At 62.3% G+C, this 24,637-nt stretch carries 24 protein-coding genes; 17 read left to right on the forward strand and 7 right to left on the reverse strand.

Annotated elements, in window-relative coordinates; translation table 11 throughout:
* Positions 1-966, forward strand: a complete 966-nt coding sequence (locus BLO97_RS27015; RefSeq protein WP_063324892.1) for a type II secretion system F family protein — start codon at positions 1-3, stop codon at positions 964-966.
* 568 nt (positions 967-1,534) lie between these two features.
* On the opposite strand, the gene BLO97_RS27025 is transcribed toward BLO97_RS27015, so the two are convergent.
* The 4 genes from BLO97_RS27025 to BLO97_RS27040 form a co-directional block, all read right to left on the reverse strand.
* Entirely contained in the window at positions 1,535-1,804 is a 270-nt protein-coding gene (locus BLO97_RS27025) for a DUF3613 domain-containing protein (protein WP_092349049.1), read from the reverse strand.
* 22 nt (positions 1,805-1,826) lie between these two features.
* Positions 1,827-2,540: a tetratricopeptide repeat protein gene (locus tag BLO97_RS27030; RefSeq protein WP_092349104.1), complete on the reverse strand. Its 714-nt coding sequence runs from the start codon at positions 2,538-2,540 to the stop codon at positions 1,827-1,829.
* Between the two features lie 56 nt (positions 2,541-2,596).
* A complete protein-coding gene (locus BLO97_RS27035; RefSeq protein WP_063324894.1) occupies positions 2,597-3,820 on the reverse strand; it encodes a type II and III secretion system protein family protein in 1,224 nt (407 codons plus the stop codon).
* Between the two features lie 478 nt (positions 3,821-4,298).
* Positions 4,299-4,925, reverse strand: coding sequence for an alanyl-tRNA editing protein (locus BLO97_RS27040; RefSeq protein ID WP_092349052.1), 627 nt, complete (start codon positions 4,923-4,925; stop codon positions 4,299-4,301).
* Positions 4,926-5,015: 90 nt separating this feature from the next.
* On the opposite strand from BLO97_RS27040, the gene BLO97_RS27045 reads away from it, so the two are divergent.
* The gene (locus BLO97_RS27045; protein ID WP_092349055.1) at positions 5,016-6,014 is read left to right on the forward strand and encodes a LysR family transcriptional regulator; all 999 of its coding nucleotides are present in this window, start codon (positions 5,016-5,018) and stop codon (positions 6,012-6,014) included.
* A gap of 101 nt (positions 6,015-6,115) precedes the next feature.
* On the opposite strand, the gene BLO97_RS27050 is transcribed toward BLO97_RS27045, so the two are convergent.
* Together BLO97_RS27050 and BLO97_RS27055 are read right to left on the reverse strand one after the other, a co-directional pair.
* Positions 6,116-6,523 carry a PA2817 family protein gene (locus tag BLO97_RS27050; RefSeq protein ID WP_003204309.1) on the reverse strand — a complete coding sequence of 136 codons (408 nt, stop codon included), beginning with the start codon at positions 6,521-6,523 and terminating at the stop codon, positions 6,116-6,118.
* Between the two features lie 232 nt (positions 6,524-6,755).
* Positions 6,756-9,203, reverse strand: coding sequence for an acyl-CoA dehydrogenase (locus BLO97_RS27055; RefSeq protein WP_092349058.1), 2,448 nt, complete (start codon positions 9,201-9,203; stop codon positions 6,756-6,758).
* Positions 9,204-9,605: 402 nt separating this feature from the next.
* Here BLO97_RS27055 and BLO97_RS27060 point away from each other — a divergent pair, with 402 nt between their 5' ends.
* From BLO97_RS27060 to BLO97_RS27075, 4 genes are all read left to right on the forward strand, one after another.
* Positions 9,606-10,265: a transglutaminase-like domain-containing protein gene (locus BLO97_RS27060; protein ID WP_092349061.1), complete on the forward strand. Its 660-nt coding sequence runs from the start codon at positions 9,606-9,608 to the stop codon at positions 10,263-10,265.
* A 45-nt stretch (positions 10,266-10,310) separates the two neighbouring features.
* Positions 10,311-10,934, forward strand: coding sequence for a glutathione S-transferase family protein (locus BLO97_RS27065; RefSeq protein ID WP_092150139.1), 624 nt, complete (start codon positions 10,311-10,313; stop codon positions 10,932-10,934).
* Between the two features lie 136 nt (positions 10,935-11,070).
* Positions 11,071-12,003: an ABC transporter ATP-binding protein gene (locus BLO97_RS27070; RefSeq protein WP_092349064.1), complete on the forward strand. Its 933-nt coding sequence runs from the start codon at positions 11,071-11,073 to the stop codon at positions 12,001-12,003.
* A 2-nt stretch (positions 12,004-12,005) separates the two neighbouring features.
* Positions 12,006-12,785, forward strand: a complete 780-nt coding sequence (locus BLO97_RS27075) for an ABC transporter permease (RefSeq protein WP_072347169.1) — start codon at positions 12,006-12,008, stop codon at positions 12,783-12,785.
* Between the two features lie 294 nt (positions 12,786-13,079).
* Here the strand turns inward: BLO97_RS27075 and BLO97_RS27080 are convergent, their stop codons facing one another.
* A complete protein-coding gene (locus BLO97_RS27080; RefSeq protein WP_092150130.1) occupies positions 13,080-13,595 on the reverse strand; it encodes a DUF2062 domain-containing protein in 516 nt (171 codons plus the stop codon).
* 144 nt (positions 13,596-13,739) lie between these two features.
* On the opposite strand from BLO97_RS27080, the gene BLO97_RS27085 reads away from it, so the two are divergent.
* The 11 genes from BLO97_RS27085 to BLO97_RS27135 all read left to right on the forward strand — a co-directional run bounded on the left by BLO97_RS27085 (position 13,740) and on the right by BLO97_RS27135 (position 24,622).
* Positions 13,740-15,986 (forward strand): DNA internalization-related competence protein ComEC/Rec2, encoded by a 2,247-nt coding sequence (locus BLO97_RS27085; RefSeq protein ID WP_092349067.1) that lies wholly within the window; start codon positions 13,740-13,742, stop codon positions 15,984-15,986.
* 95 nt (positions 15,987-16,081) lie between these two features.
* Positions 16,082-16,717, forward strand: coding sequence for a MotA/TolQ/ExbB proton channel family protein (locus BLO97_RS27090; RefSeq protein ID WP_170862036.1), 636 nt, complete (start codon positions 16,082-16,084; stop codon positions 16,715-16,717).
* Positions 16,714-17,142 carry an ExbD/TolR family protein gene (locus BLO97_RS27095; RefSeq protein ID WP_092349073.1) on the forward strand — a complete coding sequence of 143 codons (429 nt, stop codon included), beginning with the start codon at positions 16,714-16,716 and terminating at the stop codon, positions 17,140-17,142. Before BLO97_RS27090 ends, BLO97_RS27095 begins: the two co-directional genes overlap by 4 nt.
* Positions 17,142-18,152, forward strand: coding sequence for a tetraacyldisaccharide 4'-kinase (gene lpxK / locus BLO97_RS27100; RefSeq protein ID WP_092349076.1), 1,011 nt, complete (start codon positions 17,142-17,144; stop codon positions 18,150-18,152). The genes BLO97_RS27095 and lpxK overlap by 1 nt, the downstream gene beginning before the upstream one ends.
* Positions 18,153-18,175: 23 nt before the next feature.
* A complete protein-coding gene (locus tag BLO97_RS27105; RefSeq protein ID WP_003179363.1) occupies positions 18,176-18,361 on the forward strand; it encodes a Trm112 family protein in 186 nt (61 codons plus the stop codon).
* The gene (gene kdsB / locus BLO97_RS27110; RefSeq protein WP_053189634.1) at positions 18,358-19,122 is read left to right on the forward strand and encodes a 3-deoxy-manno-octulosonate cytidylyltransferase; all 765 of its coding nucleotides are present in this window, start codon (positions 18,358-18,360) and stop codon (positions 19,120-19,122) included. Before BLO97_RS27105 ends, kdsB begins: the two co-directional genes overlap by 4 nt.
* Entirely contained in the window at positions 19,122-19,586 is a 465-nt protein-coding gene (locus BLO97_RS27115) for a low molecular weight protein-tyrosine-phosphatase (protein WP_072347151.1), read from the forward strand. Before kdsB ends, BLO97_RS27115 begins: the two co-directional genes overlap by 1 nt.
* Positions 19,583-20,602 carry a UDP-N-acetylmuramate dehydrogenase gene (murB, locus tag BLO97_RS27120; protein WP_092150121.1) on the forward strand — a complete coding sequence of 340 codons (1,020 nt, stop codon included), beginning with the start codon at positions 19,583-19,585 and terminating at the stop codon, positions 20,600-20,602. Before BLO97_RS27115 ends, murB begins: the two co-directional genes overlap by 4 nt.
* A gap of 266 nt (positions 20,603-20,868) precedes the next feature.
* The gene (locus BLO97_RS27125) at positions 20,869-21,339 is read left to right on the forward strand and encodes a (2Fe-2S)-binding protein (protein ID WP_092349079.1); all 471 of its coding nucleotides are present in this window, start codon (positions 20,869-20,871) and stop codon (positions 21,337-21,339) included.
* On the forward strand, positions 21,336-23,651 hold the full coding sequence (locus tag BLO97_RS27130) for a xanthine dehydrogenase family protein molybdopterin-binding subunit (RefSeq protein ID WP_092349082.1): 2,316 nt from the start codon (positions 21,336-21,338) through the stop codon (positions 23,649-23,651). Before BLO97_RS27125 ends, BLO97_RS27130 begins: the two co-directional genes overlap by 4 nt.
* Positions 23,651-24,622, forward strand: a complete 972-nt coding sequence (locus BLO97_RS27135) for an XdhC family protein (RefSeq protein WP_092349085.1) — start codon at positions 23,651-23,653, stop codon at positions 24,620-24,622. Before BLO97_RS27130 ends, BLO97_RS27135 begins: the two co-directional genes overlap by 1 nt.
* Positions 24,623-24,637 lie beyond the last annotated feature (15 nt).

Below are 24,637 nucleotides of genomic sequence, written 5' to 3' on the forward strand. Positions count from 1 at the left end.
ATGGACTTTTTGCTCGGATTGTTGAGTCGGTTTACCGGTAACGAAGAACTGGCGCGCCTGTTGTTCATCGCCGCGATTGGCCTCAGCACGGTGCTGGCGGCCGTCGCGCTCCTGCTATTGATGCTGGGCTTGCAGGATCCGGTGCAGCGGCGCCTGGCGTTGATCAAGCGCGGTTACGCTGGAAGCACGACGGGGCAGGAGGCGCCGGGTAACCTACAGCTCTTGCTGGAACGGATCGGCCAACGCTTTGCTTCCACCGACCAGGCCCACACGTCCGCCACCCAGACTTTGCTGACCCATGCCGGTTACCGCTCTGCCTCGGCGGTGCAGATGTATTGGGCGGTGCGCCTGATGTTGCCGTTGTTGCTGGTCGGCATTGCGTTGTTGCTGCTGCCGATGGTCAAGGTTTCAGTGGCCATTGGTCTGCTGGCGGTCACCCTCATCGCGGGTATCGGTTGGTTGCTGCCGGCGATCTACGTCGGTAAACGCAAGCAGGCACGGCAAGGCCGGCTGCGCGCCGCGTTCCCGGACGCCTTGGACCTGATGGTGGTTTGCGTCGAGTCGGGCCTGGCCCTGCCCACGACGATCGAGCGGGTGGCCGAAGAGATGTCAGTCAGCCAGGTCGAACTGGCCGAGGAACTGGCGCTGGTTAATGCGCAGATCCGGGCGGGCATCACCAGCACCGAGGCGCTCAAGCAACTGGCCGTGCGCACCGGCCTGGAGGATATCCAGGGTTTGGTCAGCCTGCTGGCGCAGAGCATTCGTTTCGGCACCAGCGTGGCCGATACCCTGCGGATCTACGCCGATGAGTTTCGCGACCGGCGCACCCAGGCCGCGGAAGAGATGGGGGCCAAGATTGGCACCAAGCTGATCTTCCCGCTGATCTTCTGCCTGTGGCCGAGCTTCTTCCTGGTTGCCATCGGCCCGGCCATGATCGGCGTGTTCAGGGCCTTCGGGAATATGTAGATCGGTGAGTGTCCATGAGCCTTGTGTTCACCACAGGCCCATTGTGGGAGCGAGCTTGCTCGCGATAATGGCTTGACAGTCAATGACGGTGTTGAATGTCGGTCCGCTATCGCGAGCAAGCTCGCTCCCACAGATCTTTCTGACAGTCACCTATCTGTCGTCACTCGATCCTTCCAGCCAATACCCCGCCCCTGTGGCCGCGAGATTTAGCTAAACGTCGAACCGCGCTGTTGGGGCACGCGGTACATGGAGTGTCAGGCCGAAGCCGGTAACCGTGGCGAGGGAGCTTGCTCCCGCTCGGCTGCGCAGCAGACGCCCAAAAGCCAGGGGCCGCTGCGCGACCCAGCGGGAGCAAGCTCCCTCGCCACAAGGGTTATGGCCTGAATGCTGATACCCGCTCGAACACCCAAAAAGCCAAAAGTCACGCCCGGCCAGATAAAGCCATAGCCTCTGCCAAGCGCGTTCGGTTCATGCAGGAAAGACCAAAAGACCGCAGCCCTCGGCAGTTCCTACATCGGATCAATGTAGGCGCTGTCGAGGGCTGCGATCTTTTCGTTTCCTGCGTGGTTCATTTGCTACTGGTGATTTCTCCTGCCGAGTCCTGGTCAAAGAATTCCGGGATCGGGTAGTTGAAGCTGTTGAGCCAACGCTGCATGGCCATCTCGCGTTCGGCGGCCGAGGCGGTTTGCAGGTTGGTGGAGGCCACCACGCCACGAATCTGCAGTTGCATCCAGTTCTCGGTGCCTTGCTGTGCGGCCGAAGAGGGGCCTGGGTCAATGGCCCAGGCGCTGCTGGAAAGGGTCACCATGCACACGATCATCAATTGTTTGGTCATCATTTCTTGGACTCCTCGTAACGCTCTACTTGACCGCGCCGGTTGAGGCATCGACGATCTCGGTGGGGCGGTTGGCGGGTGACGTCATTGTGTTTGTGGCCGAACCCCTGATTTTTTCCGCACGGGCTTGGGCATCTGCCACTTGCTGGGGGCTCAGCTTGGCCATGTTCGCGAGCTCGGCGGCCTGCTTCCAGTTGTCCTGGTAGATCAGCAGGGTCACCATGTTGAGCGCAGCCAGCGTGTCGGACTGCTGGAGCTCCATGGCGGTCATGAACTCGAAGCGGGCTTCTGAAATGCGTCGTTGGTTGAGGTAGACGACACCCAGGTCGTTGCGGATCTTGCCTTCGGTCGGGGCCATTTTCGCTGCGCGTTCGAGGTATTGCGTAGCGGCTGCATTGTCATTTTTGGCGACTGCCAATTGACCAAGGCCATGTTCACCGTCTGCGGCCAGGCATGTCCCGAGCAGGCTTTTGTACAACGGTTCGGCCTCGTTGCGGCCCATCAGGCGCAGCACCCGAGCCTTGCGCAGGCGGACCTGGACCAAGTCCTCGGGCAAGCGTTCGAGGTTCGCCAGGCTGGCGTACAAACGACCTTCGTTGGCCATGTCTTCGGCCATGTTCAAGGCCAGTTCCTGGTCGGCTCCGGGCTTGGGGCAATCGGTCGCGCGTGAAGCCACCACGCCGCTGCTGGCACAACCGGCAAGCATCAAGGACGCCGCTAATGCGATCACTGTTTTCATGGAATACCCCTTGGCGAACCGTTGGACGTCGTACGCGTTGCACACCAGGCGCCGGCTCATTGGGAAAGCCCGCTGCGGTTGTCGAACTCGCCATGTTCGAGGAAGTACATACGGTAGAAATTCGGGTCGTAATTGCGCAGTTGTTCGCCCGGCAATGTTGGCAGTTGCGCGTCGGCGGCCAACGGTTGGACCAGGTGCGGCGTGACGATCATCAGCAGTTCGCGCTCTTCGCGGTTGATGGCGTTGTCACGAAAGAACGCGCCGAGAATCGGCACATCGCCCAGCCCTGGAAACTTGTTCACCTGGGAGCTGTTGCGGGTGCTGATCAGGCCGCTGATGACGAAGCTTTCGCCATCGGCCAAGGCGATGCTGGTGTCGGTACGACGTACCGTGAGTGCTGGCACCAGGGTCCCGGCGATGTTCACCGCGTTGGTGAAGTCCAGCTCACTGACTTCCGGAGCCACCTTCAGTGCGATGCGATTCTTGCCGATGACGGTGGGGGTCAGGGTCAGGCGAATGCCGAATTCCTTGTACTCGATGGACACGTTGTCGCTACCGGCACTGGGCACCGGGATCGGCACTTCGCCGCCGGCCAGGAAGCTCGCACTCTGCCCGCTGAGGGCCACCAGGCTCGGCCGCGCCAGGGTATAGGCGAAACCGCTGCCTTCCAGTGCGTTGATCATCAACAGGGTCTTACCGGTGGCAAAGGACAGGTTGAACATGTCGTTATTGACCGGCAATGAAGGCCGGACAATACCGCCGACAGTGGGCAAGGTTCTCGGCGAGCCGAACAGGAAGTTGCCACGGCTGCCAAAAATCGATGTCGAGGCTTCCTTGAGTTTGGTCCGGCTGACTTCAACGAAACGAATGTCGGTCTGCACCTGGGCGAGCAGCATCGGATCTTCGGACGGTATGCTCGCAGCGCCGGTCAGCGCCTCGGTGGCCCGGCCTTTGACAAAGATCATGCTCTGGCGCGGTATCTTCGAACAGTCGGTCCAGACCATCAGGCTGGTGGCGCCGGGTGCCAGGCCCGTGAGAATAAAGGCATCGCTGCCACTGGGCTGCACATCGGCAATTTTCGGGTCGCCGACTGCCAACTTCGTCACGGGGGCGAGAATGCGCAGTTCGCTCTGGAGCCCTTGGCCGACCTCGAAGGTTGCCGGCAAATTGTCCAGTTGCGAACAATTTGCCGCTGCGGCCTGGGCCGCATCCAAGCCAAGACCCATCCAGAACAGGCCATGAAGGAAATGTTTTAGAACGGGAGCAGTACGATGGGTCATGAAGTGATCCTCGATGAAGAGGCCATCCCTAGGCTTGTCTATTTGCCTCGGATCACTTAAGAGGCCCGGGCTACCCCTTTCCATCTAACCTGACTGTTCATTGATTCCGGTTTCAGGCCTCGTCGCTTACCAACAAACGGGCGCATTTCACCGGCCTGACTGAACGACAGGCTGCTTGCAAACGACTTTTCGGTACCCGGGAGCTCCGGGATTTTCGAAGGCGATGACGGTGTCGATCAGTTCGCTTCAGGGAGCGTTTTGCCGACCCTGTCATCGCTTCTGTTTGACGGTAGTTCAAGCATGGCAAAGCGCCACGCCTTAAATAAAAAAATGACTAAAAAGTGACGGAAGGGAAAAAATCGCACAAATGGGCGTCAATAATCTGTCTTTTTGTGCTGTGAAAGGGATTTGCAGGAGCCAGGTCTGACGGGGGAGGCGAGACCTGCGAGCCATTGCTGGTCGCAGGGGCTGGCGGATATCAGGCCACGTGGTAATGCACTGACAGGATTCCTTTCTTTTGCGAAAGCGAGGCGATGGTGACTGTTCCCAGTTCCTGCAGGTGCTGCACGTGAGTGCCGCCGCAACCGTAGGCGGGCAGTTCACCGAAACCGACTTCGCGCAGGCCTTCGCGTAACGTGATCAGGCGCGGCAGGTCGTTGGCAATCCATTCGTCGATGCCTTGCTGGATCATCGAGATGTCCAGTTCCTGGGGATTTACCCTTGGCTGGAACTGTACGCGGCTTTCACCGGGCCAGTGATGGGCCTTGATCGGCGTCCAGCCGCGGGTCTCGGCGAAATGGCCGATCAGATGCCCAGCCGAGTGCAGGCGCGCATTCAACTGTCGACGCTGCGCATCCACGCGGATCGCGGCGGTGCCCAAGGCCACCGGACTGTCGACGTAATGGACGATCTGTGGCCCTTCCTGGACCACGCGTAGCACCTGGCTTTCGCCGATCCATCCGGTGTCGCAGGGCTGACCGCCACCCTGGGGATGGAACAGCGTGGCGTGCAGCACCACGGCAAACTCATGTTCCCGGGGGCTGCAATCCAGGACTTCCACGTTGGCCTTGAGGTCATCGCTATGGAAAAAGAGGCGAAGCGTCATGTGCCATATCCACATCAGAAATTGTGACGGGATTATAGGTAGGGCGTAAAAGGGTGATAATCCGTTCAAATTTCAAAGGACTGTTGCGCCATGAGCACAAATCTACCGTTGCCGTTGCTGGCCGAAATGGCCATCTTCGTCAAGGTCGTGGAGACCGGCAGTTTCTCCGAGGCGGCCCGCCAGTCAGGTTCATCACCGTCGGCCATCAGCCGCAGTATTTCTCGCTTGGAGAAAGCCCTGGCGACCCGTTTGTTGCAACGCACCACCCGCAAGTTGCGTTTGAGCGATGGTGGGGAAGAGGTGTTCAAGCGCTGTCAGGAAATGGTCGCCGCCGCTCGGTCGGTGATGGAAATCAGCGGGCAGTTCACTCAGGAGGCTGAAGGTCGCATCCGCATCAGCGTACCCAAGGCGGTGGGGCGTTTCGTGATTCATCCGCACATGCCCGAATTCTTGCGTCGTTATCCGAAGGTCGATGTGGAGCTGTTCCTGGAGGATCGGCAGGTCGACCTGATCGATGATCACGTCGACCTGGCCATCCGGATTACCGATCAACCTCCGGTCGGGCTGGTGGGGCGTCAGTTGCTGACCATTGATCACCTGCTCTGCGCCACGCCGCAGTACCTGGCTGAACACGGTACGCCCACGCATCCTCATGACCTGTTGGAGCACAGCTGCATTTACCTGGGGGCAACCCCGAACGATGCGCGCTGGAAATTCAAGAAAGGCAGCAAGTCCGTTACCGTCAGCGTGCGCGGACGCTACGCGGCCAATCACACGGGCGTGCGGTTGGGGGCCGTCTTGCAGCACATCGGCATTGGCAGCCTGCCGTACTTCACCGCCCGTCATGCCTTGGAGCAAGGCTTGATCGTACAGGTATTGGCCGACTGGACGTTCCTGGCTTCCTACCACGGTGGCTTGTGGTTGCTGCATTCACCGACCCGCTACCTGCCGCCCAAGTTGCGGGTGTTCATTGATTATCTGGTGGCGTGTCTGGAGAAGGAACCGACTTTGAGCACGGTGGGCGGCGGGAGTGGTTCCAGCAAGGTCGCGACGGGTTATGAGTTGCCTGAGAGTGATGGATTGTTTTGACCGGCCCCATCGCGAGCCTGCTCGCGATGGCGACCGCCTGGTCGATACTATAAAAAAGGCCCGCAGGGTTAACCGTGCGGGCCTTTCATGACGGATCGCAATCAGTGCTTGCTGTCCTGGTCCGACATCGCCAGCAATTGCTTTTCCTGGTTCCAGTCGAAAGGCTCGTCGTTTTGCTCGGCTTCGAAACGACGCTCCTCCAGGGCCTGGTACAGGGCGATTTCTTCGTCGGGCATGTAGTGCAGGCAGTCGCCGGCGAAGTACCAGAGCAGGTCGCGAGGCACCAGGTGGGCGATTTGTGGATAACGGACGATCACTTGGCACAGGAGGTCCTGGCCCAGGTACTGGCTTTCGATCGGGTCGACGGGCAGTTGCGCGCGCAACTCGTCGAAGCGCTCCAGAAACAGGGCGTGGCTTTCTTCGGGCACCTGTTCGGCCTCACCCACGGCGACCAGAATGCTGCGCAAGTGGTCAAGCAAGACAAGGTGATCGGCAACGACATTGGACACGAGATAAGTCCTCAAGAGCAAAACGGGCGCAGGAGTATAAAGGGCCTGCGCGCAGTTTCATACGCTTGAGCGGATCGGGCTGATGAGAGTCAGCCTTCGTGGCGAGGGAGCTTGCTCCCGCTGGGCTGCGTAGCGGCTCCCGGCTTTTGCGGTTGCTGCGCAACCGAGCGGGAGCAAGCTCCCTCGCCACGAAGGTACAACCCCTTGGCACTGGGGTTGAAACGCTGTCCGCTCAGCGCACTTTGGCTTCGGCGAGTGTCAATTGCTCCTTGTCGAAATCATCCACGTCGATGACTTTGCGCCGCGCCGCCTCGGCCGCGCGCAAGGTCTGCGCTTCACCGGCTTGCAGCACACCCGCTTCCAGGGCTGCGTCGATGAGGGGTTCGCCCGGCGCTGGGTTGAGCTGACCCTGCTTGAGCGCGACGTGCAGTTTCTTGTGCAGCGGATGAGCGGCGGCCAGCAGGTCGGCAGCGTGTTGCAGGGCGCCCACCGGGTCGTCGATCGATTGCGGGCGATAGCAGCCCTGCAGCAGCTCTTCGAGGGTCGGATCACCCTTGGGCCGGCCGATGACCGCCGCCACCTCGGCGTCGAGCCTGTCGCTCGGGCCCTTGTGACGCCGACCGAAGGGGAACACCACCAGGCGCAACAGGCAACCCAGCACCCGGTTCGGGAAGTTGCTCAGCAGTTCATCCAGCGCACGCTCCGACTGGCCCAGGCTTTCCTCCATGGCCCAGGTGAACAGCGGTGTCATGTGGTCCGGCGAGTCCAGGTCGTGATAGCGCTTGAGCGCTGCGGAGGCCAGGTACAGGTTGCTCAATACGTCGCCCAGGCGGGCCGACAAGCGTTCCCGGCGTTTGAGTTCACCCCCCAGCAGCATCATGCTCAGGTCCGCCAGCAGGGCGAACGCCGCCGCCTGCCGGTTGAGGGCGCGAAAATAACCCTGGCTCAAGGCATTGCCGGGGGCCTTCTCGAAATGCCCCAGGCCGAGGTTGAGCACCAGGGTGCTGGCGGCGTTACTCACGGCAAAACCAATGTGCTTGAGCAATAAGGCGTCGAACTCGACCAGCGCCTGGTCCTTGTCCTCACGGCTTGCCAGGGCCATTTCCTTGAGCACGAACGGATGGCAGCGAATGGCGCCCTGGCCAAAGATCATCAGGTTGCGCGACAGGATGTTCGCGCCTTCGACCGTGATGAAGATCGGCGCACCTTGCCAACTGCGACCCAGGTAATTGTTCGGGCCCATGATGATGCCCTTGCCGCCATGCACGTCCATGGCGTGGCTGATGCACTCGCGACCGCGTTCGGTCAGGTGGTACTTGAGAATGGCCGACAGCACCGAAGGCTTTTCCCCCAGGTCCACGGCGTTGGCGGTCAGCATGCGTGCGGCATCCATCATCCAGGCGTTGCCACCGATGCGCGCCATGGCTTCCTGGATACCTTCGAACGCCGACAACGGTACGTTGAATTGCTCGCGCACCTGGGCGTACTGGCCCGTTACCAGGCTGGTGAACTTCGCAGCACCGGTGCCCACCGCCGGCAGGGAAATCGAGCGTCCGACCGACAGACAGTTCATCAGCATCATCCAGCCCTTGCCGAGCATGTCCTGGCCACCAATGAGGAAGTCCAGCGGGATGAACACGTCCTTGCCCCAGTTCGGCCCGTTCATGAACGCGGCGCCAAGGGGCAGGTGACGGCGGCCGATATGCACGCCAGGGGTGTCGGTGGGAATCAAGGCGAGGCTGATGCCCAGGTCTTCTTGCTCACCCAGCAGGTGGTCGGGGTCATACGCCTTGAAGGCCAGGCCCAGGAGGGTGGCTACCGGACCGAGGGTGATGTAGCGCTTTTCCCAGTTCAGGCGCAGGCCCAATGTTTCCTGGCCCTCCCATTCACCCTTGCAGATGACGCCAGTGTCGGGCATCGCCCCGGCGTCGGAGCCGGCCAGCGGCCCGGTCAGGGCGAAGCAGGGAATGTCGTCGCCACGGGCCAGTCGCGGCAGGTAATGGTCGCGTTGCTCATCAGTGCCGTAGTGCAGGAGCAGTTCCGCCGGGCCGAGGGAATTGGGGACCATCACGGTGGAGGCCAGGTCGCCGCTGCGCGTGGCCAGTTTCATTGCCACCTGGGAGTGGGCATAGGCGGAGAAGCCCTTGCCGCCGTATTCCTTGGGAATGATCAACGCGAAGAACCCGTGCTCCTTGATATGGGCCCAGGCTTCAGGCGGCAGGTCCATGGCCTGGCCGATCTGCCAGTCGCTGACCATTGCGCAGAGGGCTTCGGTGGGGCCGTCGAGGAACGCCTGCTCCTCCTCGGTGAGTTGCACCTTGGGGTAGGCCAGCAGCAAGTCCCAGTCCGGGCGGCCGCTGAACAGTTCGCCGTCCCACCACACCGTGCCGGCGTCGATGGCGTCGCGCTCGGTCTCGGACATGGGCGGCAGGGTTTTCTGGAACCAGTCGAACATCGGCGCACTGAAGTACCGGCGGCGCAGGTCCGGTAGCAGCAGCGGGGCCGCGACGGCTGCGAGTGCCACCCAGAGGATCAGCAGCAGCCAGCCGGGCGCATGGCTGAAAATGCCCATGGCCAACAGATAGACCGCGACGATACCCAGCGCGGGCAGCGGGTCGGTGCGCCGATGCGCCAGCCAGGCGATCCCGACGACCAGGACCAGTATCCACAACAACAGCATATGTAATCCTCCGTGAACCAAGGCAAAACCGACCTTCAGAGCTTAGACGGCATCTGCAAAACCGGCGGTCAGCGCGATGTGATTGATTTCGTGGGAAACCCTGGGTGCATTGCGCCAGTCTGGTTGGCAACAGCCGTGGGAAATCGTTCGTTAACAAGGTGAGAAAACGCCATTGTTTGGCCGGAATGCCGTTATCGCTGGGCCGGGGCGGTGGATAAACTCGTGGTTCCCGATGCCAGTTCGCCAACCACTGTTGTGGCGAGGGAACTTGCTCCCGCTGGGCTGCGTAGCGGCCCCCAACTTTTACGGTTGCTGCGCAACCGAGCGGGAGCAAGCTCCCTCGCCACAAGGACCTGGTTCGGCATTACCTGCGGTGATGTTTCCCGAGAGGTCTTTCCTTATATGCAGCAATACCTGAACCCCGGCCCCTTCATCGACAGCGATCACCCCGCGGTCATCGACTTTACCGAAACCCACCGCGGCGCCGAGCGCGACCCGCAGGCCCAGGCGGTCAGCCTGTATTACGCCGTGCGCGAGGCGGTGCGCTACAACCCCTACACCTTCAGTCGCGACCCGGCGACCCTGCGTGGCAGTTACGCGCTGGCTGCAGGCGAAAGCTATTGCGTGCCCAAGGCCACCTTGCTGGCCGGTTGCGCCCGGCATTGCGGCATCCCGGCGCGCATCGGCCTGGCGGATGTGCGCAATCACCTGTCTACGCCGCGCTTGCTGGAATTGCTCAGGAGCGACGTGTTCGCCATGCACGGTTATACCGAGCTGTACCTGAATGACCGCTGGGTCAAGGCCACGCCGGCATTCAACCAGGGGCTGTGCGAGTTGTTCGACGTGGCCCCGCTGGAGTTCGACGGTCGCCATGACAGCGTGTTCCACCCGTTCAATCGGCAAGGGGCAAAGCTGATGGAGTACATCACCGACCACGGCCAGTTCGCCGATGTGCCCGAAGCGTTCTTCTTCGAGCACCTGGAAAAATGCTACCCGCACCTGTTCGGCGCGCAGGTGCCGCGCTTGCTCGGCGACATGCAGGGTGATTTGAGTCGTGTCTGATCCGGCGTATGCTGCTGCGGCATTTATCCATCGAGGGACGCCGTGATGCTGAAGATATGGGGCCGGAAAAATTCATCGAATGTGCGCAAGGCGTTGTGGTGCGCAGAAGAGTTGGGGCTGGCCTACGAGGCCATTGATGCGGGCGGGGCATTCGGTGTGGTGGATACGCCCGAGTACCGTGCGAAAAACCCCAATGGTCGGGTGCCGATGATCGAGGACGACGGCTTCGTGCTTTGGGAGTCCAACACGATTGTGCGTTACCTGGCTGCTCGCCATGCGTCGGGTTCGGCCTGGTATCCCGCTGACGTACAGGCACGGGCCCAGGCTGAAAAATGGATGGATTGGACCACCTCCAGTTTTGCCGCACCGTTTCGCACGGTGTTCTGGGGCGTCTTGCGCACCCCGGCCGAGCAACAGGATTGGACGGCCATCAATGCGGCGATCAAGGAGTGCGACGATTTGCTGGCCATGGTCGAGCGCACCTTGAGTGAGCAGCCCTACCTGTCGGGTGATGAAATCGGCATGGGCGACATTCCCCTGGGCAGTTTCATTTATGCCTGGTTCGAGATGCCCATCCAGCGCGCCGAGCTACCTGCCGTGCAGGCCTGGTACGCGCGATTGCAGCAGCGTCCGGCCTACCGCAAAGCTGTCATGACCGCGTTGACTTAATACTTACTATCGACACACTTGACTGTACTTGTGCGGCGACGCCAAGCACCATTGCGTTCGTGCGCCGTGGTTGCATTGCTCGCCGCCCGCCCTTATCTAGTCTTTTCTTCCCTCCCTTCTTGGTGCGTAATCCGATATGAGTTCCGCTCTGTCCATCCGGCAGCTAACCAAAACTTACGGCAACGGTTTCCAGGCCTTGAGTGGTATCGATCTGGATGTCGCCGAAGGTGACTTTTTCGCCTTGCTCGGCCCGAACGGTGCCGGCAAATCCACCACCATCGGCATTCTTTCCACCTTGGTGAACAAGACCAGCGGCACGGTGAACGTGTTCGGTCATGACCTGGACCGCGAGCCTGCCGCCCTCAAGCGCTGCATTGGCGTGGTGCCCCAGGAATTCAACTTCAACCAGTTCGAAAAGACCTTCGACATCGTCGTGACCCAGGCCGGTTACTACGGCATTCCGCCGAAGATCGCCAACGAGCGCGCCGAGCAGTACCTGACCCAACTGGGCCTGTGGGATAAACGCGACGTGCCGTCCCGTTCATTGTCCGGCGGCATGAAGCGTCGCCTGATGATTGCCCGCGCACTGGTGCATGAGCCGCGCCTGCTGATCCTCGACGAACCGACTGCCGGCGTGGACATCGAACTGCGTCGTTCGATGTGGACCTTCCTCACCGAGCTGAACCAGAAAGGCATCACCATCATCCTCACCACCCATTACCTGGAAGAGGCTGAGCAGTTGTGCCGCAACATCGGCATCATCGACCACGGCACCATCGTCGAGAACACCAGCATGCGCCAGTTGCTCAGCCAACTGCATGTGGAAACCTTCCTGCTGGACCTGAAAAACGACCTGACGACGGCGCCCCAGCTCATGGGTTATCCGGCCCGCCTGGTAGACAGCCACACCCTGGAAGTCCAGGTCGACAAAGCCGTGGGTATCACCGGGCTGTTCGCCCAACTGGCCCTGCAGAACATTGAAGTGCAGAGCCTGCGCAATAAAACCAATCGCCTCGAGGAGTTGTTCGTGTCCCTGGTGGAGAAAAATCTGGCGAAGGTGGCGGTATGAGCATGAGTTCCGAACTGCGCCCCAACCTCATCGCCCTCAATACCATCGTTTACCGTGAAGTCCGGCGTTTCATGCGGATCTGGCCGCAGACGCTGCTGCCACCGGCCATCACCATGGTCTTGTACTTCGTGATCTTCGGTAATCTGATCGGCCGGCAGATCGGCGACATGGGTGGCTTCACGTACATGGACTACATCGTGCCGGGGCTGATCATGATGTCGGTGATCACCAACTCCTACGGCAACGTGGTGTCGAGTTTCTTCGGCAGCAAGTTCCAGCGTTCGATCGAAGAACTGATGGTCTCGCCGGTGTCGCCCCATACGATCCTCATCGGCTACACCTTGGGCGGTGTCCTGCGCGGCCTGGCGGTGGGCCTGATCGTGACCCTGCTGTCGTTGTTCTTCACCCATTTGCAGGTGCATCACCTGGGCGTGACGGTATTGGTGGTGGTGCTCACGGCCACGATCTTTTCGCTGCTGGGGTTCATCAATGCCGTGTTTGCGCGCAACTTCGATGACATCTCCATCATCCCGACGTTCGTGCTCACGCCGCTGACTTACCTGGGCGGGGTGTTCTACTCGATCTCCCTGCTGCCGCCGTTCTGGCAGACCGTGTCCCTGGCCAACCCGGTGCTGCACATGGTCAACGCCTTTCGCTATGGCATTCTCGGGGTGTCGGACATCAAGATCAGCATCGCGATCACCTTCATGCTGGTGGCGACCGTGGTGCTTTACATCGGTTGCGCACGGTTGTTGGTCAGCGGCCGCGGGATGCGTACCTAACATTCCTTGTGGGGGGCGAGCCTGCTCGCGATAGCACCAGTACGAACACCCCAAAAAAGGCCTCCATTCCCAGGCAAGCGGTTCAGTCAAGAAAATGATGGACCTGTGGCGAGGGAGCTTGCTCCCGCTCGGCTGCGAAGCAGTCGTAAATCGGCGGGTGCGGTGTGTCTGATACTCCACATTCGGCAGGTTTGGGGCCGCTCCGCGGCCCAGCGGGAGCAAGCTCCCTCGCCACGGGGTTGTCGATTGCCTTAAGTGAACAGCATGACCCTTCCCGGGAGGCCTTTTTGCGTCTCACATCCGGCTTTTCTTGCGCCGCCGCCACTGTCGGGCCACCCACCAGCGCCAGTAACTCATGGTGACGAAGTAGGCGAGGGCGCCGAGTACCAGGCCGGTCACCACCGAGCCCAGCAGGAACGGCTGCCACAAGGTGGACAACTGGCCACTGATCCATTCCCAGGTCAGCTCATCGGGCAGCGTCCGGGCGGGCACGTCCATCAGCCAGGCGCCGGTCTGATAGGTGCAGAAAAACACCGCCGGCATGGTGATCGGATTGGTCAGCCACACCAGGCTCACCGCAATCGGCATATTGCCGCGCACCGTGACGGCCAATGCGGCGGCCAGCAACATCTGCAGCGGGATTGGCAAGAACGCGGCAAACAGGCCAACAGCCATCGCCCGGGCGACAGAGTGCCGATTGAGGTGCCAAAGGTTGGGATCGTGCAGCAGCGTGCCGAGAAAACGTAAGGACTTATGTTCCCGAATGCTCTCTGGGTCTGGCATGTAACGTTTGAATAGGCGCCGGGGCATAAGGCTTCTCGGTCGGTTCAACGCAGTAAGGCCGCAAGTATGTCTGGATTCTACGGCTGGCAGATTCAGACTTTGTGACAATTGATAACGCCAGCGGTGCCGTGGACCGTCTATGCCTGAAGAGGGCACTCTCAAGGACGGGTTATGCGCACAGGGTTAGTCGCGCTTGCACTGGGGTTGTTGGCCCCGATTTTTTTGCCGGCACTGCCGCCGTTATGGCTGATTGCAGCCATGCCGGTGCTGGCGCTGATGGCGTTGCCGTTTCGAACCTATCCTCTGGGTTTTTTCCTGTTCGGGCTGGCCTGGGCCTGCCTGTCGGCGCAGTTTGCGCTGGACGATCGGTTGCCCATCGCGCTCGACGGCGAAACCCGCTGGGTCGAGGGACGAGTGGTCGGCTTGCCGCAACAGGGCGAAGGCGTGGTGCGCTTCGAACTGGCCGATGTGCATTCGCGCCATACCCGTCTACCGACGGCGATGCGCCTCGCCTGGTTCGGGGGGCCGCCTGTAAACAGCGGCGAACGATGGCGATTGGCAGTAAAGCTCAAGCGGCCCGCCGGGTTGTTGAACCCGCACGGCTTCGACTATGCCGCCTGGTTGTTGAGCCGCGGCGTTGGTGCGACCGGTTCCGTCAAGGACGGGCATCTCCTGCACGCGGCCCGGGGTGCCTGGCGTGACGAGGTGCGCCAGGCGTTGGCACAGGTTGACGCCCATGGCCGCTCCGGCGCGCTGGCGGCCTTGGTCCTGGGCGACGGCGGCGGGCTGAGTCGCGAGGATTGGCAGGTGCTGCAAGACACCGGCACCGTCCACTTGCTGGTGATCTCCGGGCAGCACATCGGCCTGCTTGCCGGCCTGGTGTACCTGTTGGTGGCCGGAGCGGCGCGTTATGGCCTGTGGCCGGCGGGGCTGGCGTGGTTGCCTTGGGCCTGTGCGCTGGCCTTTTGCGCCGCCCTGGGCTACGGCTTGCTCGCCGGCTTCGAGGTGCCGGTGCGGCGGGCCTGCGCGATGATTGGCCTGGTGTTGCTGTGGCGCTTGCGTTTCAAGCAGCCAGATCCGTGGTGGGCATGGCTGCTGGCCTTCGTCGGGGTGCTGGTGTTCGACCCGCTTGCCAGCTTGCGGCCAGGGTTCTGGTTGTCGTTTGCAGCCGTGGCCATATTGATGTTCACCTTTGGCGCCCGCCTGGGGCCCTGGCGCTGGTGGCAAACCTGGACCCGTGCCCAGTGGCTGGTTGCGCTTGGCCTGTGTCCGTTGTTGTTGATCGTGGGCTTGCCGGTCAGCCTCAGCGGGCCGTTGGTGAACTTGCTCGCGGTGCCCTGGATCAGCCTGTTGGTATTGCCCCCAGCGCTGCTTGGCACTGCATTGTTGCCGGTGCCGTTCATGGGCGAAGGCCTGCTGTGGATCGCCGGCGGACTGTTGGATCTGCTGTTCAAGGGGCTGACGCTGGTTGCCGGACGGATGCCGGCCTGGGTCCCTGCTGCGGTCCCGCCCTGGGCCTTGGCTATCGCCGTCCTCGGTGCTTTTTTGCTGCTGTTGCCCAAAGGTGTGCCGCAACGTGTACTGGGCTGGCCGATGGTGTTGCTGATGGTCTTTCCACCGCAAGAACACCTGCCGCAAGGGCACGCCGAGATCTGGCAACTGGACGTGGGCCAAGGGCTGGCGGTGCTGGTGCGGACCCGGCGGCACACCCTGCTTTACGACGCCGGACCGCGCTTTGGCGAGGCTGACGCGGGCGAGCGGGTCGTACTGCCGACCTTGCGCAAACTGGGTGTGCGCAGCTTGGACCTGATGTTGCTCAGCCACGCCGACGCCGATCACGCTGGCGGTGCCCGCGCCGTGCGCAAGGGGCTGCCGACGCTGGAGGTGATCAGCGGCGATCCCGACGCGCTTCCCGCCGAGCTGCTGGCCGGGCCTTGCGACAGTGGCAGGCGCTGGGAATGGGACGGGGTCGGGTTCGAACTGTGGCGGTGGGCCTCTGCTGTCGAGAGCAACCAGAAGTCCTGCGTCTTGCTGGTGGAGGCCGGTGGTGAACGCCTGCTGCTGACCGGCGATATCGACACGCATGCCGAGCGCGCCTTGCTCGACGAAGCCCTGGCGGCGCCGATCCAGTGGCTGGCCGCGCCGCACCACGGTAGCCGCAGTTCGTCGTCGATGGCGTTGCTGTCGCGCCTCAAGCCGCATTCGGTATTGATCTCCCGAGGGCAGGGCAACGCGTTCGGCCACCCTCATCCCCAGGTGATGGCCCGGTATCGGCGCTCGGGCCTGACGATATACGACAGTGCCGAGCAGGGCGCCATTCGTCTGCAACTGGGCGCTTTCGAGCGGCCGCGTACCGAGGCCGGGCATCGCCGATACTGGCGTGATCCGCCAGCAGTCGGGGCACCGGGGCAATATTGATCCAGCGCAATCGGCTGATGCGCTTATCGGTGGGGCGGGTCTGCAAGGCGAGTCGGTGTGATAAAGTGGCGCACTTTTTCGAGGGGGCAGTCACTGTGTGGGAATTGGTCAAATCCGGCGGCTGGATGATGTTGCCGATCATTCTGAGTTCCATCGTGGCACTGGGTATCGTTGCCGAACGCCTGTGGACCCTGCGGGCCAGCCGCGTGACCCCGGAGCATCTGCTCGGGCAGGTCTGGGTCTGGATCAAGGACAAGCAACTGAACAAGGACAAGCTCAAGGAGCTGCGGGCCAGTTCCCCCTTGGGGGAAGTCCTCGCCGCCGGCCTGGCGAACTCCAAGCATGGTCGCGAGATCATGAAGGAGTGCATCGAGGAAGCTGCCGCCCGGGTCATCCACGAACTGGAGCGCTATATCAGTACCCTGGGCACCATCGCCGCCATGTCCCCGCTGCTGGGCCTGCTGGGTACGGTGCTGGGCATGATCGACATCTTCAGTGCGTTTACCGGCTCCGGCATGACCGCTAACGCCGCAGTACTGGCGGGGGGCATTTCCAAGGCTTTGATCACCACCGCCGCCGGCCTGATGGTGGGTATTCCGGCCGTGTTCTTCCATCGGTTCCTGCAACGCCGTGTCGACGAGTTGGTGGTCGGTATGGAGCAGGAAGCGATCAAGCTGGTCGAGGTGGTGCAAGGTGACCGTGACGTGGACCTGGCTGGGGGCAAGAAGTGAAATTCCGCCGCAAGCCACGGGAAAACATCGAGATCAACCTTGCATCGCTGATCGACGTGGTGTTCATCCTGCTGCTGTTTTTCGTCGTGACCACCACGTTCACCCGGGAAACCCAGCTCAAGGTTGAATTGCCACAGGCCGTCAGCGGCTCGCCGGCCGAAGACCAGCAACTGAAGAATCTGGAAATCACCATCAGCGCCGAAGGGACGTTCTCGGTGAACAACCAGTTGCTGCCCAAGAGCGACCTGGCGAGCCTGATCGAGGCCCTGCAGAAAGAATCCGGCGGCGACACCAACCTGCCGCTGTCCATCAGCGCCGACGGCAAGACCCCTCATCAATCGGTGATCACCGCCATGGACGCGGCCGGCAAGCTCGGTTTCAGCCATCTGCGCATGACCACGGTCGAGGCGGCCCCCGCACCCTGATGGCCATGTCCGATCGATTGCTTGCCGCGTGGTACGAAGGTCACCCGGCCCTGACGTTGTTGCGGCCGCTGGAGTGGTTGTACCGACGGGTGGTGGTGGGCAAGCGCGAGCGTTTCCTGGCGGGCGAAGGCCACATCTACCAGCCCCCCGTGCCGTTGGTGGTGGTGGGCAATATCACCGTGGGTGGCACTGGCAAGACACCGTTGATCCTGTGGCTGATCCAGCACTGCCAGCGCAGTGGCCTGCGGGTCGGCGTGGTCAGCCGGGGTTACGGCGCCAAGCCGCCGCAGCTGCCGTGGCGGGTCGCGGCCGAGCAGGGCGCCGACATCGCGGGTGATGAGCCACTGTTGATCGTCCAGCGCACAGGTGTGCCGTTGATGATCGACCCTGATCGCAGTCGCGCGATCCAGGCGCTGCTGGAGGCCGAACCACTGGACCTGATCCTGTCCGACGACGGCATGCAGCATTATCGGATGGCCCGGGACCTCGAGCTGGTGTTGATAGACAACGCCCGCGGCTTGGGCAATCGCCGTTGTCTGCCTGCAGGGCCGTTGCGCGAGCCGGTCGAGCGCCTGCAATCGGTCGACGCGGTGCTGTACAACGGCGCCAGTGCCGACCGTGAAGACGGTTTCGCCTTCCAATTGCGCCCCACCGCGCTGGTGAACCTGGCCAGCGGCGAGCGGCGTTCCCTCGACCATTTTCCACCCGGCCAGGCCCTGCATGCCGTGGCCGGCATCGGCAATCCCCAGCGTTTCTTCAAGACCCTCGAAACGCTACACTGGCGGCCAATACCGCATGGGTTTGCCGACCACGCCGAATACAGCGCCCAGGCCTTGAGTTTCACGCCATCGCTGCCGGTGGTCATGACGGAAAAGGACGCCGTCAAATGCCGTGCCTTCGCCGCACCCGACTGGTGGTACCTGGCGGTAGACGCCGCGCCGTCACCGGCTTTCGCGGCCTGGTTCGATACGCAGTTGATACGCCTGTTGCCGGATCGGCTTTTGCCTTAAAACCTTTTATCCAGGGGAATTCCATGGACACCAAATTGCTCGATATTCTGGCCTGCCCGGTCTGCAAAGGCCCGCTCAAGCTCAGCGCCGACAAGACCGAACTGATCAGCAAGGGGGCCGGCCTGGCCTACCCGATTCGCGATGGCATCCCGGTGATGCTCGAAAGCGAAGCCCGCACCCTGACCACCGACGAGCGCCTGGATAAATGACCGCAGCCTTTACCGTTGTCATTCCGTCGCGTTTCGCTTCGACGCGCCTGCCCGGCAAGCCGTTGCTGTCGATTGCCGGCAAGCCGATGATTCAGCATGTCTGGGAGCAGGCCTGCAAAAGCAGCGCCCAGCGTGTGGTGGTGGCGACTGACGATGCGCGCATCGTCGAGGCCTGCAAAGGCTTTGGCGCCGAAGTCGTCCTGACGCGTGAAGACCATAATTCCGGCACTGACCGCCTGGCGGAGGTCGCGGCGAAGCTCGGTCTTGCCGCCGACGCTATCGTGGTCAATGTGCAAGGCGACGAGCCGTTGATCCCGCCGAGCGTTATCGATCAGGTCGCCGCCAACCTCGCGGCCCACACCGAGGCGCGCATGGCCACCCTGGCCGAGCCGATCGAGGATGTGCAGACCTTGTTCAATCCCAACGTGGTCAAGGTGGTCAGTGACCTCAATGGCCTGGCGTTGACCTTCAGCCGCGCGACGTTGCCCTGGGCGCGGGACGCATTTGCCCAAAGCCGTGACGTGATGCCGGAAGGCGTGCCATACCGCCGCCACATCGGCATCTATGCCTACCGCGCCGGCTTCCTCCAGGACTTCGTCGCCTGGGGCCCGTGCTGGCTGGAAAACACTGAAGCCCTGGAACAGCTGCGTGCCCTGTGGCACGGCGTGCGGATCCACGTCGCCGATGCGCTGATCGCCCCGCCGACCGGCGTGGACACCGCCGAAGACCTCGAGCGCGTTCGTCGCCTGCTGGAGGCTTGATGCGGGTCCTGTTTGTCTGCCTCGGCAATATCTGCCGCTCGCCCACCGCCGAAGGCATCCTGCGCCACAAGTTGCGTGAGGCCGGGTTGGCCGGGCAGGTGGAAGTCGCTTCCGCCGGCACCGGTGACTGGCACGTCGGCAAGGCTCCGGACAAGCGCAGCCAGGCGGCGGCCCTGAAGCGTGGCTACGACTTGTCGGCCCAGCGTGCGCAACAGGTGACCCGCGCTGATTTCGCCGCCTATGACCTGATCCTGGCGATGGACAGCAGCAACCTGCGCCACCTCAAGGCCTTGCAACCGGCCAATGGCAAGGCCGAGCTGGACCTGTTCCTGCGGCGCTACGAAGCTGAACTCGACGATGTGCCGGACCCGTACTACGACGGCGAACAAGGCTTCGAACAAGTGCTGGACCTGATCGAGCGCGCTACCGATCGCCTGGTGATCGAATTGAAGGGGCGGTTATGACCTTGCAGGTGCGGGCGGGCGTCAGCCTCAAGCCCTTCAACAGTTTCGGGGTGGACGTCACTGCCCGGTTGTTCGCCGAAGCCCATAGCGATGGTGATGTTCGCGAGGCGTTGGCTTATGCCGCCGAACATGCCGTGCCATTGTTGGTAATAGGGGGCGGCAGCAACCTGTTGCTGACCGGCGACATCGACGCGCTGGTGCTGCGCATGGCCAGCCACGGTATTCGCCTGCTCAGCGATGACGGCGAACGCGTAGTGGTCGAAGCCGAAGCAGGGGAGCCCTGGCACCCGTTCGTCCAGCACACGTTGGCGCAGGGCTGGTCCGGATTGGAGAACCTCAGTCTGATCCCCGGCACTGTGGGCGCGGCACCGATGCAAAACATCGGCGCCTACGGTGTGGAGATCAAGGACGTCTTCGCCGGCCTCACCGCGCTGGATCGCCAGACCGGCGAGCTGCGCGATTTCAGCCTTGAAGACTGTCGGTTCGCTTATCGCGACAGCCTGTTCAAACAGCAAGCGGGTCGCTGGTTGATCCTGCGGGTGCGCTTCGCCCTCAGTCGCGCCGCACACTTGCATCTGGAGTACGGTCCGGTTCGCCAGCGATTGACCGAGCAGGGCATCGAGCAGGCGACACCCACCGACGTGAGCCGGGCCATTTGCAGCATCCGCAGCGAAAAACTCCCGGACCCGGCCGTGCTGGGCAATGCCGGCAGCTTCTTCAAGAACCCGCTGGTGCCGGCTACGCACGTAGCGCACCTCAAACTGCAATACCCTGACCTGGTGGCTTATCCGCAGCCTGAAGGACAGATGAAAATCGCCGCCGGCTGGTTGATCGAACGGGCCGGCTGGAAGGGCTTTCGCGAAGGTGATGCCGGGGTGCACAAGTTGCAGGCGTTGGTGTTGGTCAACTACGGCAACGCCACGGGCCCGCAACTTCTGGACTTGGCCCTGCGCATCCAGAAAGACATTGCCGAGCGTTTCCAGGTCGAGCTGGAAATGGAACCCAATCGGTACTGAACCGCGCTTGCCCGATCACCTGGAAAAACGCCCTGCACACCTTGCGCACGATCATTTGTGCAGGATTGTGCAGGGCGTTTTGCGTGATCCTGGGTTAATTTAGCCTCCTAACGATGCGACCATCGCATCCTAAAGGCCCGATGCAGACGCCTGCGTGCGCATGCATAAGAGAGCCCGATCAGCCTGAGTCAGTCTGCGACAACCGAACCGTCAACCCAGCGGCAGATTGCTCGACCCCATAACTCGATAACTATGCGGGCGTGCCCATGATTACCCTGAAACTCAATGGAAAAGACCATCAACTGGATGTGACCGAGGACATGCCGCTGCTGTGGGCTATCCGGGATGTGGCCGGTTACAACGGCACCAAATTCGGCTGCGGCATGGGCTTGTGCGGTGCGTGCACCATCCATATCGACGGCGCCCCGGCGCGCAGTTGCATTACGCCAATCGGTTCTGTGAATGGGCAAAATGTCAGCACCATAGACGAACTTCATGTCGATCCGGTTGGGCAAATCGTCCAGAAGGCCTGGCTCGACACGGCAGTGGCCCAGTGCGGTTACTGCCAGGGCGGGCAGATCATGTCGGCGACCGCCTTGCTCAAGACCAACCCCAACCCGAGTGATGAGCAGATCGAAGAAGCCATGGTCGGCAACATCTGCCGTTGCGGCACCTACAACCGGATCAAGACCGCGATCCGCCAGGCCTCCACTCACCTGAAGGAGGTCAAGGCATGAGCCGCTTGCCCGATGATTTTGTCCTGAGCAACCTCAGCCGTCGCGGCTTCCTCAAAGGCGCGAGTGCCGCCGGTGTGCTGGTACTGGCGGCCACGTGGGGGCTGCCGGAGGCCTTTGCCGAGGAAAAGAAATTCGGCGCCGAGGGCATGCCCCATGGCGCGGTTGACGACCCGAAGGTGTACGTCAGCATTGCCACCGATGGCAGCGTGACCGTGATCTGCAACCGTTCGGAAATGGGGCAGGGTGTGCGTACCAGCCTGAGCATGGTCGTGGCCGATGAGCTGGAGGCCGACTGGGCGCGAGTGAAGGTGCAACAGGCGCCGGCCGATGAGGCGCGTTTCGGCAACCAGGACACCGACGGTTCACGCAGCATGCGTCATTGGTACGAGCCGATGCGCCGTTGCGGTGCTGCCGCCCGGACCATGTTGGAACTGGCCGCCGCCGCGCAGTGGAAGGTGCCGGTGGATGAATGCCATGCCCAGCTGCACAAGGTGCTGCACCAGCCTTCGGGGCGTGAACTGGGTTATGGCGAATTGGCCGCCGCCGCCAGTGCCCTGGCGGTGCCGAGCCGTGGCAGCCTGCGCCTCAAGCAGCCATCGGAATTCCGCTACATCGGCAAGGAGGCGAGCCGGGCCATCGATGGCGCAGACATCGTCAACGGTCGTGCCGTGTTTGGTGCCGATGTGCATTTCGACGGCATGCTCTATGCCGTCATCGCGCGTCCGCCGGTCTATGGTGGCAAGGTCAAGAGCGTGGACAGCAGCGCCGCGCTGAAAGTACCGGGCGTGGTCAAGGTGGTGCAGATCGAAGGGCGCCCGCTGCCCTCGGAATTCCAACCGTTGGGCGGCGTGGCGGTGGTGGCGAAGAACACCTGGGCGGCGATCAAGGGCCGCGAAGCGTTGAAAATCCAATGGGACGACGGCCCGAATGCCGGTTATGACTCCATTGCCTATCGCAAGGAGCTGGAAGCGGCGGCCCTCAAGCCCGGAAAAGTCGTGCGCAGCAGCGGCGATCTCGACGATGCACTGGCCAAGGCTGATTCGACGTTGGAAGCATCGTATTACTTGCCGCACCTGTCCCAATCACCGATGGAACCGATGGTTGCCGTCGCCCGGTTCAAGGACGGCCAATGCGAGGCCTGGGCACCGAGCCAGGCCCCGCAGGTGACCCGTGAACGTGTCGCTGAACGCCTGGGCATTCCTTTCGAGAAGGTCACGGTGAACATCACGTTGTTGGGCGGCGGTTTCGGACGCAAGTCCAAACCCGACTTTGTCGTCGAAGCGGCCGTGCTCGCCAAGGAATTTCCCGGCCAGGCAATACGGGTGCAATGGACCCGTGAAGACGACATCCATCACTCGTATTTCCACACGGTATCGGCCGAATACCTCAAGGCCGGCCTGAACCAGGACGGTATGCCGTCCGGCTGGTTGCACCGCACCGTGGCCCCGAGCATCACCGCACTGTTTGCGCCGGGCATGACCCACGAGGCGCCGTTCGAAATAGGCATGGGCGTGACCAACATGGCTTATGCCATCCCGAACCTGCGCCTGGAGAATCCCGAAGCGGTGGCCCATGCCCGGGTGGGTTGGTATCGCTCGGTGTCGAACATCCCCCATGGTTTCGCGATCCAGAGTTTCATCGACGAATTGGCCCACAAGGCCGGCCAGGATCCGCTGAAGTACCAGGTCAAATTGCTCGGGCCGGACCGTAAGATCGATCCGCGTAGCTTGAGCGAAGAGTGGAACTATGGCGAATCCCCCGAGCGCTATCCGATTGATACCGCGCGGATCCGCACGGTGCTGGAAACCGCTGCCAAGGCCGCCGGTTGGGGCCGGGAACTGCCCAAGGGCCGTGGCCTGGGCTTGGCCGTGCACTACAGCTTCGTCACTTACGTGGCGGCGGTGATCGAAGTAGAGGTCAAGGACGACGGCACGGTGATCGTGCACAAGGCGGACATCGCCGTGGATTGCGGTCCGCAGATCAACCCCGAGCGCATCCGTTCCCAGTTCGAGGGCGCCTGCGTCATGGGGCTAGGCAATGCCATGGTGGGGGAAATCAGTTTCAAGGATGGAAAGGTGCAGCAGGACAATTTCCACATGTACGAGGTGGCGCGCATGTCCCTGGCGCCCAAGGAAGTGGCCGTGCACTTGGTCACGCCGCCGGGTGAGGTGCCGTTGGGCGGTGTCGGCGAGCCGGGTGTGCCACCGATTGCGCCTGCGCTGTGCAACGCGATTTTCGCCGCCACTGGCAAGCGTATTCGTAGCCTGCCTGTGCGCTATCAGCTGCAAGGCTGGCAGCAGGCGAAGGCCTGATGGACAGCGTTGATCTGAACGTCCTGCGCAGTGTGCTCGAGTGGCGCCGTGCCGGGCAGCGGGTGGTGCTGTTCACTGTGGTCCAGACCTGGGGCACAGCGCCAAGGCCGCCGGGGGCGATGCTGGCCCTGCGCGAAGATGGCGTGGTGATTGGTTCGGTGTCGGGTGGTTGTGTCGAGGATGACCTGATCGCCCGGCTGCACGACGGTCGGATTCCGGCGGACGGTCCGCCGGTGCAACTGATCACCTATGGCGTCACCCGCGAAGAAGCGGCGCGCTTCGGCCTGCCGTGCGGCGGCACCCTGCGCCTGACCGAAGAGCGGGTGGGCGATCCACACTGGGTCGCGCAATTGCTGGAACGTTGCGAAGCCCATGAGATTGTCGCCCGGGAGCTGACAGTCGCCAGCGGCAACGTGGTCCTGACCCCGGCCAGCAAAACCGACGCCCTGGTGTTCGATGGACAGGTCCTGCGGGCCATATACGGCCCACGTTGGCGGCTGTTGCTGATCGGCGCCGGGCAACTGTCGCGCTACGTGGCGGAAATGGCCCGGTTGCTGGACTTCGAAGTGCTGATTTGCGATCCGCGCAAGGAGTTTGTCTATGGTTGGGAAGAGCAGCATGGCCGCTTCGTCTCGGGGATGCCCGACGAAGCCGTGTTGAGCATCCAGACCGACGAGCGCACCGCCATTGTGGCGCTGACCCATGATCCACGCCTGGATGACATGGCGCTGCTCACGGCCCTGGACTCCAAGGCCTTTTATGTCGGCGCCCTGGGCTCGCGAGTCAACAGCCAGAAGCGCCGGGAGAACCTGGCTCAGCTAGGCTTGTCAGCACAGGCCATTGAACGCTTGCATGGACCCATCGGCCTGCACATCGGCAGCCACACCCCGGCGGAAATCGCCTTGTCGTTGCTGGCCGAGATCGTGGCCATCAAGAATGGCGTTGAACTGCGGCAGAAAAAGCCGTTGTAAGCCGCGGGGGAGGAG

This window comes from Pseudomonas sp. NFACC05-1, assembly GCF_900100135.1.
Lineage (GTDB): Bacteria > Pseudomonadota > Gammaproteobacteria > Pseudomonadales > Pseudomonadaceae > Aquipseudomonas > Aquipseudomonas fluorescens_Q.

Coding starts and splice junctions, on each gene's coding strand:
- kdsB (WP_053189634.1), top strand. CDS start 18,358: ATGACCGCAGCCTTTACCGTTGTCATTCCGTCGCGTTTCGCTTCGACG.
- BLO97_RS27055 (WP_092349058.1), bottom strand. CDS start 9,203: ATGCTGTTGTTGTGGATACTGGTCCTGGTCGTCGGGATCGCCTGGCTG.
- BLO97_RS27135 (WP_092349085.1), top strand. CDS start 23,651: ATGGACAGCGTTGATCTGAACGTCCTGCGCAGTGTGCTCGAGTGGCGC.
- BLO97_RS27075 (WP_072347169.1), top strand. CDS start 12,006: ATGAGTTCCGAACTGCGCCCCAACCTCATCGCCCTCAATACCATCGTT.
- lpxK (WP_092349076.1), top strand. CDS start 17,142: ATGGCCATGTCCGATCGATTGCTTGCCGCGTGGTACGAAGGTCACCCG.
- BLO97_RS27030 (WP_092349104.1), bottom strand. CDS start 2,540: ATGAAAACAGTGATCGCATTAGCGGCGTCCTTGATGCTTGCCGGTTGT.
- BLO97_RS27115 (WP_072347151.1), top strand. CDS start 19,122: ATGCGGGTCCTGTTTGTCTGCCTCGGCAATATCTGCCGCTCGCCCACC.
- BLO97_RS27130 (WP_092349082.1), top strand. CDS start 21,336: ATGAGCCGCTTGCCCGATGATTTTGTCCTGAGCAACCTCAGCCGTCGC.
- BLO97_RS27105 (WP_003179363.1), top strand. CDS start 18,176: ATGGACACCAAATTGCTCGATATTCTGGCCTGCCCGGTCTGCAAAGGC.
- BLO97_RS27125 (WP_092349079.1), top strand. CDS start 20,869: ATGATTACCCTGAAACTCAATGGAAAAGACCATCAACTGGATGTGACC.
- BLO97_RS27070 (WP_092349064.1), top strand. CDS start 11,071: ATGAGTTCCGCTCTGTCCATCCGGCAGCTAACCAAAACTTACGGCAAC.
- BLO97_RS27085 (WP_092349067.1), top strand. CDS start 13,740: ATGCGCACAGGGTTAGTCGCGCTTGCACTGGGGTTGTTGGCCCCGATT.
- BLO97_RS27080 (WP_092150130.1), bottom strand. CDS start 13,595: ATGCCCCGGCGCCTATTCAAACGTTACATGCCAGACCCAGAGAGCATT.
- murB (WP_092150121.1), top strand. CDS start 19,583: ATGACCTTGCAGGTGCGGGCGGGCGTCAGCCTCAAGCCCTTCAACAGT.
- BLO97_RS27035 (WP_063324894.1), bottom strand. CDS start 3,820: ATGACCCATCGTACTGCTCCCGTTCTAAAACATTTCCTTCATGGCCTG.
- BLO97_RS27065 (WP_092150139.1), top strand. CDS start 10,311: ATGCTGAAGATATGGGGCCGGAAAAATTCATCGAATGTGCGCAAGGCG.
- BLO97_RS27060 (WP_092349061.1), top strand. CDS start 9,606: ATGCAGCAATACCTGAACCCCGGCCCCTTCATCGACAGCGATCACCCC.
- BLO97_RS27025 (WP_092349049.1), bottom strand. CDS start 1,804: ATGATGACCAAACAATTGATGATCGTGTGCATGGTGACCCTTTCCAGC.
- BLO97_RS27040 (WP_092349052.1), bottom strand. CDS start 4,925: ATGACGCTTCGCCTCTTTTTCCATAGCGATGACCTCAAGGCCAACGTG.
- BLO97_RS27015 (WP_063324892.1), top strand. CDS start 1: ATGGACTTTTTGCTCGGATTGTTGAGTCGGTTTACCGGTAACGAAGAA.
- BLO97_RS27045 (WP_092349055.1), top strand. CDS start 5,016: ATGAGCACAAATCTACCGTTGCCGTTGCTGGCCGAAATGGCCATCTTC.